The following is a 14,312-nucleotide window of genomic DNA, read 5'->3' as shown; positions in this document are numbered from 1 at the left end:
ACCACCTTTACCGCAGCTTTAACCCGGTCGGTAACCCAAACGTAATAGACGCCCGACCGGGAAAGATGCTAAGGGCGGTGCGAGAACGCGCTTTCGTAGAGACACACCGAAGCGGCCGTCGCCAGGTTCATCGATTCCGCGTGACCGTAGATGGGAACGCTGATCGAACGGTCCGCCATGGCCAGGTCTTCCTCGGTGAGACCGCGGGCCTCATTGCCGAACAACCAGGCGGTGGGCCCGGCGAGTAGGCCGCTATTGCGGGCCGCGAGCAGGTCCTCGCCCTTGATGTCGGCGGCGAGGATCTGCATGCCGGCGAACTTCGCCCGCTCACGCACATCGGTGAGAGTGACGCCAACGGCGACGGGCAGGTGGAAGATCGAACCGGTGGAGGAGCGCACCACCTTGGGGTTGTACAGGTCCACGCTGCGGCCGGTGAAGATCACGGCGTCGGCGCCCGCCGCATCCGCTGCCCGGATGATGGTGCCGGCGTTGCCGGGATCGCGCACCTCTTCGAGGATGGCGATGAGCTTGGGCTCGTTGGCGAAGATCTTCTTGATCGAGGTGGGGAACTGGTGGCACACCGCGATGAAGCCCTGCGGGGTGACGGTGTCGGCCATCGTCTCGAGCACCTGCTCGGTGACGAATTCCACGTCCACGCCGGCGGCGACCGCGGCATCGCCGATCTCGGTGTAGCGCTCGAGGGCCGTGGGAGTGGCGTACAACTCCACGACGAGTTCGGGGCGGAAGGTGAGGGCTTCGGAGACGGCCTGCGGACCCTCGAGGAGGAACAGTCCCGTCTCGGAGCGGGCGGCTCGGTTCGCAAGTTTCGCGACGGCACGCACGCGAGGAGATCGGGGGTTATCTAGCATGCACCCAGTTTAGGTGCCGGGCACCCCGGCCATCTAATGCGCCGCCGGGTACGCAAAACGGGAGCGACCATCAGTGATGGTCGCTCCCGTGAAACAAGCAGGTGTGACTACTTGGCAACCTTGGCTGCGGAGGTGTCAGCGGGCAGTGCTGCCTTGGCGCTCTCAACGATGGCCGCGAAGGTGGCGGGCTCGGTGACGGCGAGGTCGGCGAGGATGCGACGGTCAACCTGGATGCCGGCCAGGGCGAGGCCCTGGATGAGGCGGTTGTAGGTCAGGCCGTTCGCACGGGACGCAGCGTTGATGCGCTGGATCCACAGGCGACGGAAGTCACCCTTGCGTGCACGACGGTCACGGTAGCTGTAGACGAGGGAGTGAGTGACCTGCTCCTTGGCCTTGCGGTACAGGCGTGAACGCTGACCGCGGTAACCCTGTGCGCGCTCAAGGATTACGCGACGCTTCTTGTGGGCGTTTACGGCCCTCTTTACTCTTGCCATTTTCTAATTCCTTTAGGGGTACGGGGCCTAGTGGCCGAGAAGCTTCTTGATGGCCTTGACGTCGGCCTTGGCGAGAACCTGGTCCTGGTTCAGGCGGGACTTGCGCTGCGTGCTCTTGACCTCGAGGTTGTGGCGAAGTCCGGCCTGCTGCTTCATGATCTTGCCGGAGCCAGTGACCTTGAAACGCTTCTTTGTCCCAGAGTGGGTCTTCTGCTTAGGCATTCTTTTCCTCCTGTTTGGCTGCTTTATCTGCAGCTCTATGTGCATTGGCCTCTGCCTTGGCCTCTGATTTGTTCTTCAGCGGGCCAATCACCATGACCATGTTTCGACCGTCGATGGTCGGGCTCGATTCCACAGAACCGAATTCCGCGACATCCTCGGCAAATCTCTGAAGCAGACGTACACCCTGATCGGGACGGGACTGTTCACGGCCACGGAACAGAATCATGGCCTTGACCTTGTCGCCGGCCTTCAGGAAGCCTTCGGCGCGCTTGCGCTTGGTCTCGTAGTCGTGCTTATCAATCTTGAGACGGAAACGAACCTCTTTGAGGATCGTGTTCGCCTGGTTGCGCCGGGCTTCTTTCGCCTTCTGCGCAGCTTCGTACTTGAACTTGCCGTAATCCATGATCTTCGCGACCGGCGGCTTGGACGTGGGGGCTACTTCGACCAGATCGAGGTCAGCCTCCTGTGCCAGGCGCAGGGCGACATCAATCGCCACGACCCCAACCTGTTCGCCGTTGGGACCAACGAGACGGACTTCGGGGACGCGGATACGGTCATTTGTACGGGGATCGCTGATGCGTCTCTCCTCTACTCAAGCATCGTGGCTACAGCCTGACAACGGATGTCGTCCGGAGACGAAGAGGAGACAATCGCGCGCGCAATTCCTGGGATCGGGAACATTTCCTTGTTCCGTCACTCATCAACCACGTACGGCACCCTATCTACCGTGCAAGCTGGAAACCAGCGAGCGACGGCGGAGTGCAAACAACCCGGTAACCTTTATGAAGCGGTCAAGCGCGGGTGGGAGATTATCCACTTTCGTACCGAGACTTTCATCTCGGAGCCCGGGTAAGCATAGCAGAGGAAACCAGTGAGCGACAATTACGATCAGGACCAGTCCGGCCAGGCCACGAGAGACATCGCGGATGTGGCGGCGGTGGAGATCATCACGACCGCGGCGGTGCACCTGATGAGCGCCTCGGCGGTCAAGGTGGGCCTCGCCGACGACCCCGACACGCAGATCGACCTGGACGAGGCGCGCAAGTTGATCACGGCCCTCGCCGGCCTGATCACGGCATCCGCCCCCGATATCTCGGACATGCACGCGCGGAGCCTGCGCGACGGGCTGCGGTCGTTGCAGCTGGCGTTCCGCGAGGCGTCGACCATCCCGGACCCCATCGGCCAGGGCCCCGGCGAGAAGTTCACCGGCCCGGTCAACTAGCTCCGTCCCCCGCAACTGTTGCCGAATCAGACATGTGCGTCCGGTGCGCCGGGCACAATTGTCCGGACGGGCAACAGTTGGCTCAGGTTTGGCAGCGCGGGCACCAGTAGGTGACCCGCTGTTCGAGTTCGCTGCGGCCCAGCCGGCCACTGCGGATGCTCGTGCCGCAGCGCCGGCACGGCTGCCGTTCGCGCCCGTAGACGAAAGTGCGTGCGCCCCGGCGCAGGTTGCCGGTGGTGGTGCGCTCCGAACGGTCCCGGTTGGCCATGATCAGCCGGTGCGCCAGCGCGACCAGGCCGGCGACATCGGTGACCTCAGCGATCGGCCGGGTGGGCAGCAGCCCGCGCAGGAAACACAGTTCGTTGACGTATACATTCCCGAGCCCGGCGAGGTTGCGCTGGTCGCCGAGGGCGACCGCCACCGGCCGGTCCCCCGCTGCACTGTCTTCGGCAGTGCTGTCTCCGGCCGTTCTGTCTCCGGCCGTGCTGTCCCCGGCTGCGCGGAGCCGGCGCACGGCCTCCGCGGCGTCCCAGTTCGGGCCGAGCAGGTCGGGACCGAGGTAGCCGAGGTGCTGCTCGTCCTCCGGGGTGGGAAACAGCTCGAGGGTGCCCAGCTCGAATCCCACGGCCACCCAGTCCGCGGTCTCCAGCACGATGCGGGCCTGGAATGCGGGCCGCTGCCATTTGGTGCCGTGCCGGTAGAGGTGCCAGGTGCCCTCCATCTTCAGGTGCGAGTGGATGCTGGTCTCCCCCACGTGCGCCACCAGGTGTTTGCCGCGGCTGATGACCTCGTGCACGGTCTGGCCGGTCAGGTCGACGGTGGCGAAGGCGGGCACCCGGATGTCGCAGCGCGTGAGGGTGGCGCCGTGCAGGGCGTCGTCGAGGCTGCGGGCGCTGCGGTAGACGGTGTCACCCTCAGGCACTGAGCCTCAGCCCCCTCGGCGTCTCGGTGAAGCCGGCGGCGCGCAACGCGTCGCCCACGGTGGTGCCGAGCACAAACTCGGCGTTCACGGTTTCCACGGCGAGCTTGGGCACCCGCCCGGCGGTGACGGTCGCGGCCAGCGACCGGGTCGCCGCGAGCACGGTCTCGGATGCCGCCGGTCGTGGGGTGCCCGCTGTGCCCGGTGCCGCGCGGGAGGCAGGTGCCGTCGCCGGAGCCGAACGGGGCGTCGCGGCGGGTGCGGGTGCGTCTTCGGTGGCACCCGCACCGGTCTCGCCGGCCTCTCCGTCAACGGCGGCGGCCGGATCGAACACCAGCATCGACTTGCCGCCGCGCTCCACGTAGAGCACCAGGTGCCCGTCGACGAGTACCACCAGGCCGCCGGCCTTCCGGCCGGGCCGGTGACCGGTGCCCTCGGGCAGGGCCGGCCAGGGCAGCACGGCGCCGTAGGGGTTGGCCGGGTCGGTGGCGGCGAGGGTCACCGCGGCGGAAACCGACCTGTCGCCGCGTTCGGCGCGTTCCCGCTGGTCGACGTAGCCGCGCATCCGGTCGATGGTGCCGGCGGTGGCGAACTGGGAGGCGCCGAGGCCCTCCACGAAGTAGCCCCGGCGGCAGCGGCCCATCTCCTCGAAGCCGCTGAGGGTCTTATAGACCAGGGCGAAGCCGCCGAGCACGTTCTCGCCCATCACGGCGCCGCGGGTGACCACGCCGTAGCGTTCGAGCATGGTCTCGCCCAACGCGTGTGCGCGGCGGGTGGCCGAGGTGTCGGCGACGGGCACGATCGACCAGCGGCCGGAGACCGTGGGCGGGCCCTGCCGGCTGGGCAGGCTGGGCCGGGGTAGGGCGCGGCCGCGGTGCAGCCGGGCGCGCGGTGCGGCCCGGCGGGTGGAGTGCGCGGTCTTGCCGCCGGAGACCAGCGAGCGCACCGGGGCGAAGGTGTCGTTGCTCACCAGTCCGGACCAGACCAGGTCCCACAGCGCGTCGACGAGGGCACCGTCGTCCTGGCTGCCGACCGAATCGGCCAGCTGCCGGAAGAAGTAGCCACCACCACCGCCCAGCGTGGCGAGGATCTCCCGCTGCAGCGCCGTGGTGTCCAGCTCGGTGGGCACCGGCAGGGTGAGCGGGGCGGTGTCGGCCAGATGCAGGCTCACCCAACCATCGTTGCCGGCGAGCGTTCCGGCGCCGGCCCAGAGCACCTCGCCGGCGTTGGTGAGTTCGTCGAGCATGCCCGGGTTGTAGTCGCTCACCCGGGCGGGGAGGATCAGGGTCTCCCAGGCGGAGGCCGGGATGCGAGCGCCCTCGAGCTGTTCGATCACGGAGACCACGCCGTCGACACCACGCAACTTACCGCCCACGTGCTGCCAGGCCGGCAGGAATCGACCGAGGGTGGCCTGGTCGACAGGCTCCACCTCGTGTCGGAGCGCGGCGAGCGAGCGTCGCCGCAGGCGCCGCAGCACCTCGGCGTCGCACCATTCGCTGCCGCTGCCGTGCGGGCGGAACTCGCCCTCGACGATCCTGCGGGCATCCGCCAGGCGGCGCAGGGCGCCCAAGGCGATGGCCGTGCCGAACCCGAATCTGGCGGCGACATCGGCGGTGGTGAACGGGCCGTGGGTGCGGGCGTACCGGCTGACCAGGTCGCCGAGCGGGTCTTTCACACTTTCGGTGAAGGCCTCCGGGATGCCCGGTGCCAGCGGAACGCCGAGGGCGTCACGCAGCCGGCCGGCGTCCTCGATCACCGCCCAGCGCTCCTCGCCGGCGATGCCCACCCTGAGGGCGCGGCGCGCGGCGGTGAGCGCATCCAGGTGTGCACGCGCCTCGGCCTCGCCGGCGGCGGGCGGGGCGGAGGCGCCGTCGGACTCCGACTCACCGACCGCATCCGCCGGCTCGCTCCGTTCGGCCACGCCGGTCGCGGCTTGCAGTCGGGCGGCGACCTCGGCCACGGTGAGCGGGCCGAGCCCGCGGAGCAGGTCGGCCACGCCCTCCAGGCCCTTGGCCCGGCGGTCGGGGGCCAGGCGCTGCAGCTCCGCGTCGGTACGGTCGATCACGACGGGATCGAGCAGCTCCCGCAGTTCCACCCGCCCGAGCAGTTCGGCGAGCAGGCCGGAGTCGATCGAGAGGGCGGTGGCCCGGCGTTCGGCCAGCGGCGAGTCGCCCTCGTACATGAACGCCGCGACGTAACCGAAGAGCAGGGCGTTGGCGAACGGGCTGGCCGAGTCGGTGCTGGTCTCCACCAGGCGGATGGCGCGGCTGGCCACCTGCTTGGCCAGGGCCACGAGGGCGGGCAGGTCGTAGACATCCTGCAGGCATTCGCGGATGGTTTCGAGGATGATCGGGAACGACGGGTATTCGCGCGCCACGTCGAGCAGCTGGGCGGCTTTCTGGCGTTGCTGCCAGAGCGGTGAGCGGCTGCCCGGCCGGTACCGGGGCAGCAGCAGCGCCCGGGCGGCGCACTCCCTGAATCTGGAGGCGAACAGGGCGGAGCCGCCGACCTCGTCGGTGACCAATTGCTCGAGTTCGTCGGGGTCGAAGACGAAGAGGTCGGCGCCGGGCGGTTCGGCCTCGGTGTCGGGGATGCGCACGACGATGCCGTCGTCGCTGGCGACGCAGGCGCCGTCGATGCCGAAGCGTTCCCGCACCCGCGCGCCGACCGCCAGGGCCCACGGGGCGTGCACGGTGAGGCCGAACGGGGAGTGCAGGATGACTCGCCAGTCGCCGAGCTCGTCGCGGAACCTCTCGACGACCAGGGTCTGGTCGGTGGGCAGGTAGCGGGTGGCTGCACGCTGCTCGTCGAGGAAGACCAGCAGGTTGGTGACCGCCCGTTCGTCGAGGCCGACGGCCAGGCAGCGGGCTCGGGCCTTCGCGGGCGTGAGCGCGGACACCTCGCGGAGGAACGCGCCGATGGCCGCGCCAAGCTCGGCGGGCCGGCCCAGGCCGTCGCCCTTCCAGAACGGCAGCCGGCCCGGTTCGCCGAACGCGGGCAGCACGAGCACCCTGTCGTGGGTGATCTCCTGGATGCGCCAACTCGTGGCGCCGAGCGCGAAGACGTCACCGACGCGGGACTCGTAGACCATCTCCTCATCGAGCTCGCCGACCCGACGGCCGGTGGGCTGGTCGCCGCCGACCATGAAGACTCCGAACAGGCCACGGTCGGGGATGGTGCCGCCGCTGGTGACGGCCAGGCGCTGTGCGCCGGGCCGGCCGGTGAGCAGGCCGGTGTCGCGGTCCCAGATGATCCGTGGGCGCAGTTCGGCGAACTGATCGGACGGGTAGCGTCCGGCGAGCAGGTCGAGGGTGGCCTCGTAGGCGGAGCGGGGCAGGGTGGCGAACGGGGCGCTGCGCCGTACGGCGTCGAACCATTCCTCGGCGTCGATGGGTTCGAGCGCGACGGCGGCGATGGTCTGCTGGGCGAGGATGTCGAGGGGGTTCGCGGGCACCTGCAGCGACTCGATCATGCCCGACACCATCCGCTCGGCGGCGACGGTGGCGTGGATGAGGTCGGCCCGGTGCTTGGGGAAGATGATGCCCCTGGACACCTCGCCGACCTGGTGGCCGGCCCGGCCCACGCGTTGCAGGCCGCTGGCCACCGACGGCGGCGATTCCACCTGCACGACCAGGTCGACCTCGCCCATGTCGATGCCGAGTTCCAGGCTCGACGTGGCCACCACGCAACGCAGCCGGCCGGACTTGAGGTCGTCCTCGATCATGGCCCGCTGTTCCTTGCTGACCGAGCCGTGGTGGGCGCGGGCGAGGAGCAGCTCGGCACCTTCGGTCTGGCCGCTGCCGCCCATCAGCTCGGCGGGCGGCCGCGGTGGCGGTGCGGTGGCGGTCGTTCGGGCAGCGGATGCTGCGCCGGCCTGGGCACCGGCCGCTCCCCCGGCGTCCGGGCCGCCCGCGAGCACCAGCTCGGCCTCCTCGGCCGCGGCGAGCCGCTCACTGTAGATCTCGTTGAACCGGGCGGTGAGCCGTTCGGCGAGGCGGCGGGAGTTGGCGAACACGATCGAGGAGGAGTGCGCGAGCACGGCGTCCACGATGGCTTCTTCCACGTGCGGCCAGATCGACCCGGTTTGCGGGGCCGCGGCGGAGGTGGCGCCCTCCGAGGCGGGCACGGCGCCGAGCTGGGTCATGTCGTCCACGGGCACCACGACGCGCAGGTCGAACCGCTTCTCGTTCTTGGGCGCCACGATCTCCACGGGTGCTTGACCGCCGAGGAACCGGGCCACCTCAGACGCCGGCCGCACCGTGGCGGACAGGCCGATCCGCTGCGCGGGGGTGGCCAGGAGCGCGTCGAGGCGTTCGAGGGACACGGCGAGGTGGGCGCCGCGCTTGCTGGCCGCGACGGCGTGGATCTCGTCGATGATGACGGTGTCGACGCCGCGCAGGGACTCGCGGGCGGCGGACGTGAGCATCAGGAAGAGCGATTCGGGGGTGGTGATGAGGATCTCTGGCGGTGTCTTCACGAGCGCCCGGCGGTCCGCGGCGGGGGTGTCGCCGCTGCGCACGCCAACGGTCACCCGCACCGGCGCCAGGCCCAGCCGTTCGGCGGCCTGGCCGATGCCCACCAACGGGGCGCGCAGGTTGCGTTCCACGTCAACGCCGAGAGCCTTCAGCGGCGAGATGTACAGAACCCGGGTGCCCGTGGGCGCGGCGGCCGCATCCTGTTCAACCGGTGTCGTGGAGGTCGAGTACAGCTTGTCGAGGGCCCAGAGGAACGCGGCCAGGGTCTTGCCCGACCCGGTGGGCGCGACGACGAGGGTGTGCGATCCGCGGGAGATGGCGTCCCAGGCGCCGAGCTGGGCCTCGGTGGGCGCATCGAACGCGCCGGAGAACCAGGTGCGGGTGGCCGGTGAGAGGCGCTGGAGGATCTCCGTCATCTACCCATCCTTGCCGATACCCCCGACATCGGCTCGTAAAGCCGCTCTTATCTGTTGCCGATGCGGACATCTGCGCCCGGTGCGCCGGGCGCACATGTCCGCTTGGGCAACAGTTGTTTCTGCGGGTGACGGATGGGCCGGGCGGCCGGCGGGCGTGGAGGGTCAGGCCGAGGCGACGAGCTGCACCCGCAGGGAGTCCACCCCGGTGGCGATCACATCGTTGGCCGCCCAGCGCGCCGCGAGGCGGGCCAGGGTGGCGTCCAGGAGGGCACGGCTGAGCCCGTCGACGAGTTCGAGGCGCACGATCAGTTCGGGCCCCGCCAGCCGGGACTGCGGGTCGCCCGCGGTCAGGCTCACGGAGAGCACTGACAGCTCGGTCGCGATGGACTCCTCGAACGCCACGGCGACGGAGCGGCTGGCGTAGCTGGGGGTCCAGGGCGCGCCCTGGGCGATCGCCCAGAGCGCCGGTCGGCGCACCGCGAACTCGGTGTCGGCGGTGGGGTCGAGCACCACGAGGTCGGTGCTCTCCTGGGCCGCCGCCAGTGCCACCCGCACGGCGTCGGCGGGCACCGGGCGCGCCTGGGCGTTCCACTGGTGCATGGCCGCGGCCGAGGAGAACACCGGGAGCACCGCGCGGCCGTCCGGGCCGGCCACGGTGATGATCGACAGTTCCTGGGTCTTGTCCACCCGCAGCCCGTGCGGGCCGGCGGCTCCGTCTGAAACGGTGCCGGCCTCATCCGCGCCGAGGGCGGTGACCAGAGGGATCAGCAGGCGCGCCGAACGGAAGGCGTCGACGACGTCCTCCTCGCCGGTCTCGCGGGCCTGAAAGCGGCGGAGCGCGCGCAGCAGGGCGGGCGGCGCGAGGCCGTCGTCGTCGGCGAACGCGGTGTCCTCCAGCGACCGGTTCGCCCAGGGCTGGCCGGCCGAATCCGCGGACGTGTCGCCGGCAGCCCCACCGGCGGAGCCGCCGACGGGGTCAGGCCGACCGGTCGAGCCGAGGTTACGCGCCGGAGACATCCAGCGCCTCGGCGAGGGTGAAGGCGCCCGCGTAGAGGGCCTTGCCCACGATCGCGCCTTCCAGGCCGAGGGGTACCAGTTCGCGCAGCGCGGCGATGTCGTCGAGGCTGGAGATACCTCCGGAGGCGATCACGGGGCGGTGGGTGCGCTCCATCACTTCGCGCAGCAGTTCGATGTTCGGTCCCTTGAGGGTGCCGTCCTTGGTGACGTCGGTGACGACGTAGCGGGTGCAGCGGGCCTCTTCGAGGCGCTCCAGCACCTGCCACAGGTCGCCGCCGTCCTTGGTCCAGCCGCGGGCGGCAAGGGTGGTGCCGCGCACATCCAGTCCCACCGCGATGGCGTCGCCGTACTGGGCGATCACGCTGGCGGCCCACTCGGGGTTCTCCAGTGCGGCGGTGCCCAGGTTGATTCGCTTGACGCCGGTGTTCAGCGCCGCTTCGAGCGACTTGTCGTCGCGGATGCCGCCGGAGAGCTCCACATTCACGCCGCGGAGCTGCTTGATGACCTTCTTGAGCACAGCGGTGTTGTTACCGCGCCCGAATGCGGCGTCGAGGTCGACGAGGTGGATCCACTCCGCGCCCTGGTTCGCCCAGTCGAGGGCGGCATCCATCGGGTCGCCGTAGTTGGTCTCGGTACCGGCCTCACCCTGGGTGAGACGGACGGCCTTGCCGTCGGCGACGTCGACGGCGGGCAGGAGGACCAGCTTCGGGGTCTTGTTGAACTCGCTCATGATGTGCTGTGGTGACCTTTTCGTGTTGGTGCGGCCGCGATGGAGCGACCGACGGGGGAATGTCTAGTCGCGGAGCGTGCCGAGCCAGTTCTTCAGCAGCCGGATGCCCGCGTCGCCGCTCTTCTCGGGGTGGAACTGGGTGGCCGACAACGGACCGTTCTCCACGGCGGCGAGGAACGGGGCGCCGTGCTCGGCCCAGGTGAGGCGGGGAACCGGGAAGGGCGGCATCACGTCGAGGCTCCATTCCTGGGCGGCATAGGAGTGCACGAAGTAGAACCGTTCCTCTTCCAGCCCGCGGAACAGCACGGTGTCGGGGTCGGGCGTGACCGTGTTCCAGCCCATGTGCGGCAGTACCGGTGCCGGCAGGGCGGTGACGGTTCCCGGCCACTCGCCGAGGCCCGCGGTGTCGATGCCGCGCTCGACGCCGTGTTCGAACATGACCTGCATGCCCACGCAGATGCCCATCACCGGCCGCCCGCCGGAGAGGCGCTTGTCGATGATGTCGCCGCCGTGGGCGTCGTTCAGCGCCGCCATCACGGCGCTGAACGCGCCGACGCCGGGGACCAGGAGTCCGTCGGCCTCGAGCGCGAGCTTGCGGTCGCCGGTGAGGGTGACGTCGGCGCCGGCGAGTTCGAGCGCCTTGACGGCCGAGTGCACATTGCCCGTGCCGTAGTCCAGGACGACGACCGAGGTCACAGTGCGCCCTTGGTGGACGGGATGCCGGAGACCAGCGGGTCGTAGGCCTTGGCCTGGCGGAAGGCTCGGGCGAAGGCCTTGAACTCGGCTTCGGCGATGTGGTGGGGGTCGCGGCCGCCGAGGACGGTGACGTGCACGGTCAACGCGGCGTTGAAGGAGATGGCCTCGAAAACGTGCCGCACCATCGAGCCGGTGAAGTGCCCGCCGATGAGGTGGAATTCGAATCCGGCGGGCTCGCCGGTGTGCACCAGGTACGGCCGACCGGAGATGTCCACGACGGCCTGCACGAGGGCTTCGTCCAGCGGCACCAGGGCGTCGCCGTATCGGGAGATGCCAGCCTTGTCACCGAGGGCCTGCTTGATGGCCTGGCCCAGGACGATGCCGATGTCCTCGACGGTGTGGTGCACATCGATCTCGATGTCGCCCTTGGCGTGCACGGTGAGATCGGTCAGCGAGTGCTTCGCGAACGCCGTGAGCAGGTGGTCGTAGAACGGCACGCTGGTGTGGATGTCGCTCACCCCGGTGCCGTCGAGGTTGATCGAGAGGTCGATGCTCGATTCGCTCGTTTCGCGCTGCAGGTGGGCACGGCGAGGCGAGGGCGTGACGTTGCTCATGGCGTTAGTTTATTCGGCTATCGGGCGGAGCCGTGCGATGGCGGCCAGGAACGCGCTCGTCTCGGCTTCGGTGCCGGCCGAGACCCGGAGGTGGCCGGGGATACCGACGTCGCGGATCAGGATGCCTTCGGCCAGGAGCGCTTGGAAGATCGCGTGCGGGTCGGAGACTCCGCCGAATAACACGAAGTTGCTTCCGCTGCGCAGTGGGCTGAAGCCGAGGTTCGTCAGTTCGGTCACCAGGCGATCGCGTTGCACCCGGATGTCGTCGACCATGGCGAGCATCTCACCGGTGTGGGCGAGCGCGGCCACGGCCGCCGCCTGGGTGAGGGCGGACAGGTGGTAGGGCAGCCGGACCAGGCGTAGCGCATCCGTGACAGCCGGGTCGGCGGCCAGGTAGCCCAGCCGCACGCCGGCGAAAGCGAAGGCCTTGCTCATGGTCCGGGACACGAGCAGGCGCTCCCGGCCGGGCAGCAGGGTGAGGGCGCTGTCGGTGCCGTCCGGTGCGAACTCGGCGTAGGCCTCGTCGACGACAACGATGCCGGGGGTGGCGTCGTAGACGGCCGCGATGGTCTCCAGCGACAACGGGGTGCCGGTCGGGTTGTTCGGTGAGCAGAGGAAGACGATGTCGGGCGAGGTTTCCTCCACCCAGCGGGCGGCGGTCTCCGGCGAAAGTTCGTAGTCGGCGTCGCGGCCGCCGGGGATCCAGCGGGTATCGGTGCCGGAGGCGAGGATCGAGTACATCGAGTAGGTCGGCGCGTAGCCGAGCAGCGACCGGCCCGGCCCACCGAAGGCCTGCAGAACCTGCTGCAGAACCTCGTTGGAACCGTTGGCGGCCCAGATGTTGTCGCGGGTGAGACCGTGACCGAGGTAGCCCGCGAGGGCGTCGCGCAGCGGGCTGAATTCCCGGTCGGGGTACCGGTTGACGGTGAGGATCGCCTCGGCCAGGGCCTCCGCGATGTCGGCGGCGACCGCGGGCGGGATCGGGTGGGTGTTCTCGTTGACGTTCAACGCCACCGGCACGTGCAGCTGGGGTGCTCCGTAAGGGGTTTGTCCGCGGAGGTTGGCACGCAGGGGCAGGTCGTCGAGGCTGGTCACCCGAACAAGCTTAGTTGCGCCCGCGGCCGACCCCTCGTATCCGAGGCGGGGCGGGGCGAGCAGCTCCGGGCTGATCGGCTCCGGGCTGAGCGGCTCGGGCTGAGCGGCTCAGTAGTCGGCGGGAAGGGCGAGGCGCTGGCCGGGCTGCACGGCCTCGGAGGACAGCTGGTTGAGGTTGACGATGTCGATGATCACGTCGCGCGGGTCTTGTCCGGGGGCGACAGACTCGGCCAGCTGCCAGAGCGACTGGCCGGCCTCAATGGTGACGTAGTCGAACGCGGCCGCGCCGATACCCGCGCTGCCCTCTGCCGCGGCCATGCCGCCGTTGACGGCGATGCCGATGACGCCGAGTACCAGGGGCACTGCGGCGAGGGCCGTGAAAACGGCCCGCCCGCGGCGGGTCAGCCGCAGGTGTGTGGTGGGCGGGGTGGCCGGGCTGTGGTTGTCCGGTGCTGCATATGCTGCGCTCATGTCAAACCTCCTGGTAACGCATCTGGCCCTCGGCCGGGAGGGCCAGATGCGAATCTATGTTCCGAATATATCTTCGAGTGTTCGAACAATCAACCCTGTTTCCGGATATTATGGAGACAGATTCCGCAACACACTCGAATGCATGTCTACGAACCGCTGCTCTGTGGCTACAGTTTCGATCGGGTAGCTGCACTCAAACAGACACCACCGACATTGCTGCCCGAGCCCGAGAAGTATGAGCTCGACGAGCACCAGCCCGGCGAGCACGAGCCCCACCAGCACCAGCCCGAACCGACTAACCAGAGGAGCGTCAACGTGGCACAACAGAGCACACCTCGGGACAAGGGCGGCACGCGACGCCGCAAGAGCCTGAGCGACAAACAGCGCGCGGTGATGGACGTCATCCAGCGTTCGGTGCGCGACCGCGGTTACCCGCCGAGCATGCGCGAGATCGGCGACGCCGTTGGTCTGTCCTCGTTGTCGAGCGTGACCCACCAGCTGCACCAGCTCGAGCTGAGCGGGTACCTGCGGCGCGACCCGCACCGGCCGCGCGCACTCGAGGTGCTCATCGAGCTGCCTCAGTCCTCAGAGGAGGTCACGCCAGGCGCCGCCGATGACTACCAGTCCGGCATCCAGGTGGGTGATGCGGCGATGGTGCCGCTCGTCGGCCGCATCGCCGCCGGTATCCCGATCATGGCCGACCAGCAGATCGACGAGATCTTCCCGCTCCCCCGCCAACTGGTGGGCAAGGGCGAGCTGTTCATGCTCAAGGTCGTCGGTGATTCGATGATCGACGCCGCCATCTGCGATGGCGACTGGGTGGTCATCCGCCAGCAGAAGACCGCGGAGAACGGCGAGATCGTCGCCGCCATGCTCGACGGCGAAGCCACGGTGAAGGTGCTGCGACAGCGCGACGGCCACACCTGGCTGCTCCCCCGCAACACCAACTTCGAGCCGATCCTGGGTGACTTCGCCGAGGTCCTCGGCAAGGTCGTCGCGGTGTTGCGTTCGGTCTAGATCCGCAACGCTCCAGGCACACAACAGGCCCGACCCCGCGAGGGGTCGGGCCTTC

14 protein-coding genes are annotated in these 14,312 nt (G+C 69.2%); 2 read left to right on the top strand and 12 right to left on the bottom strand.

All coding sequences use genetic code 11. The annotated features are described in order from the left end of the window. Positions 1–68: 68 nt before the first annotated feature. From E3T22_RS12080 to infC, 4 genes are all read right to left on the bottom strand, one after another. Positions 69–869 carry an RNA methyltransferase gene (locus E3T22_RS12080; RefSeq protein ID WP_088455743.1) on the bottom strand — a complete coding sequence of 267 codons (801 nt, stop codon included), beginning with the start codon at positions 867–869 and terminating at the stop codon, positions 69–71. 107 nt (positions 870–976) lie between these two features. Beyond that, entirely contained in the window at positions 977–1,363 is a 387-nt protein-coding gene (rplT, locus tag E3T22_RS12075) for a 50S ribosomal protein L20 (protein WP_088455742.1), read from the bottom strand. A 27-nt stretch (positions 1,364–1,390) separates the two neighbouring features. After that, positions 1,391–1,585 (bottom strand): 50S ribosomal protein L35, encoded by a 195-nt coding sequence (rpmI, locus tag E3T22_RS12070; protein ID WP_066594389.1) that lies wholly within the window; start codon positions 1,583–1,585, stop codon positions 1,391–1,393. Continuing rightward, on the bottom strand, positions 1,578–2,162 hold the full coding sequence (infC, locus tag E3T22_RS12065) for a translation initiation factor IF-3 (RefSeq protein ID WP_084020755.1): 585 nt from the start codon (positions 2,160–2,162) through the stop codon (positions 1,578–1,580). The genes rpmI and infC overlap by 8 nt, the downstream gene beginning before the upstream one ends. A 294-nt stretch (positions 2,163–2,456) precedes the next feature. Between infC and E3T22_RS12060 the strand changes: the two genes are divergently transcribed. After that, complete coding sequence (locus tag E3T22_RS12060) at positions 2,457–2,807, top strand: DUF1844 domain-containing protein (RefSeq protein WP_088455741.1); 351 nt, start codon at positions 2,457–2,459, stop codon at positions 2,805–2,807. Between the two features lie 82 nt (positions 2,808–2,889). Here E3T22_RS12060 and E3T22_RS12055 read toward each other — a convergent pair whose 3' ends face one another. The 8 genes from E3T22_RS12055 to E3T22_RS12020 form a co-directional block, all read right to left on the bottom strand. Further along, the gene (locus E3T22_RS12055) at positions 2,890–3,729 is read right to left on the bottom strand and encodes a DNA-formamidopyrimidine glycosylase family protein (RefSeq protein WP_134480658.1); all 840 of its coding nucleotides are present in this window, start codon (positions 3,727–3,729) and stop codon (positions 2,890–2,892) included. Beyond that, entirely contained in the window at positions 3,722–8,617 is a 4,896-nt protein-coding gene (locus tag E3T22_RS12050) for a DEAD/DEAH box helicase (protein ID WP_134480657.1), read from the bottom strand. Before E3T22_RS12050 ends, E3T22_RS12055 begins: the two co-directional genes overlap by 8 nt. 162 nt (positions 8,618–8,779) lie before the next feature. Beyond that, entirely contained in the window at positions 8,780–9,634 is an 855-nt protein-coding gene (locus E3T22_RS12045) for an SseB family protein (protein WP_134480656.1), read from the bottom strand. Next, on the bottom strand, positions 9,618–10,364 hold the full coding sequence (priA, locus tag E3T22_RS12040) for a bifunctional 1-(5-phosphoribosyl)-5-((5-phosphoribosylamino)methylideneamino)imidazole-4-carboxamide isomerase/phosphoribosylanthranilate isomerase PriA (protein ID WP_088455737.1): 747 nt from the start codon (positions 10,362–10,364) through the stop codon (positions 9,618–9,620). Before priA ends, E3T22_RS12045 begins: the two co-directional genes overlap by 17 nt. A gap of 63 nt (positions 10,365–10,427) precedes the next feature. Continuing rightward, complete coding sequence (gene hisH / locus E3T22_RS12035; protein WP_088455736.1) at positions 10,428–11,060, bottom strand: imidazole glycerol phosphate synthase subunit HisH; 633 nt, start codon at positions 11,058–11,060, stop codon at positions 10,428–10,430. Continuing rightward, the gene (hisB, locus tag E3T22_RS12030; protein ID WP_088455735.1) at positions 11,057–11,674 is read right to left on the bottom strand and encodes an imidazoleglycerol-phosphate dehydratase HisB; all 618 of its coding nucleotides are present in this window, start codon (positions 11,672–11,674) and stop codon (positions 11,057–11,059) included. Before hisB ends, hisH begins: the two co-directional genes overlap by 4 nt. A gap of 9 nt (positions 11,675–11,683) precedes the next feature. Further along, positions 11,684–12,769, bottom strand: coding sequence for a histidinol-phosphate transaminase (locus E3T22_RS12025; protein ID WP_088455734.1), 1,086 nt, complete (start codon positions 12,767–12,769; stop codon positions 11,684–11,686). A gap of 108 nt (positions 12,770–12,877) precedes the next feature. Beyond that, positions 12,878–13,240, bottom strand: a complete 363-nt coding sequence (locus E3T22_RS12020) for a LysM peptidoglycan-binding domain-containing protein (RefSeq protein WP_103459426.1) — start codon at positions 13,238–13,240, stop codon at positions 12,878–12,880. A gap of 315 nt (positions 13,241–13,555) precedes the next feature. On the opposite strand from E3T22_RS12020, the gene lexA reads away from it, so the two are divergent. Continuing rightward, positions 13,556–14,257 (top strand): transcriptional repressor LexA, encoded by a 702-nt coding sequence (gene lexA, locus E3T22_RS12015; RefSeq protein WP_088457929.1) that lies wholly within the window; start codon positions 13,556–13,558, stop codon positions 14,255–14,257. The last annotated feature ends 55 nt before the right edge of the window (positions 14,258–14,312 follow it).

Source organism: Cryobacterium sp. TMB3-10 (genome assembly GCF_004402305.1).
Taxonomy (GTDB): domain Bacteria; phylum Actinomycetota; class Actinomycetes; order Actinomycetales; family Microbacteriaceae; genus Cryobacterium; species Cryobacterium zongtaii.
The sequence above is the reverse complement of the archived record's forward strand: the minus strand, read 5'-3'. Positions and strand labels throughout refer to the sequence as shown.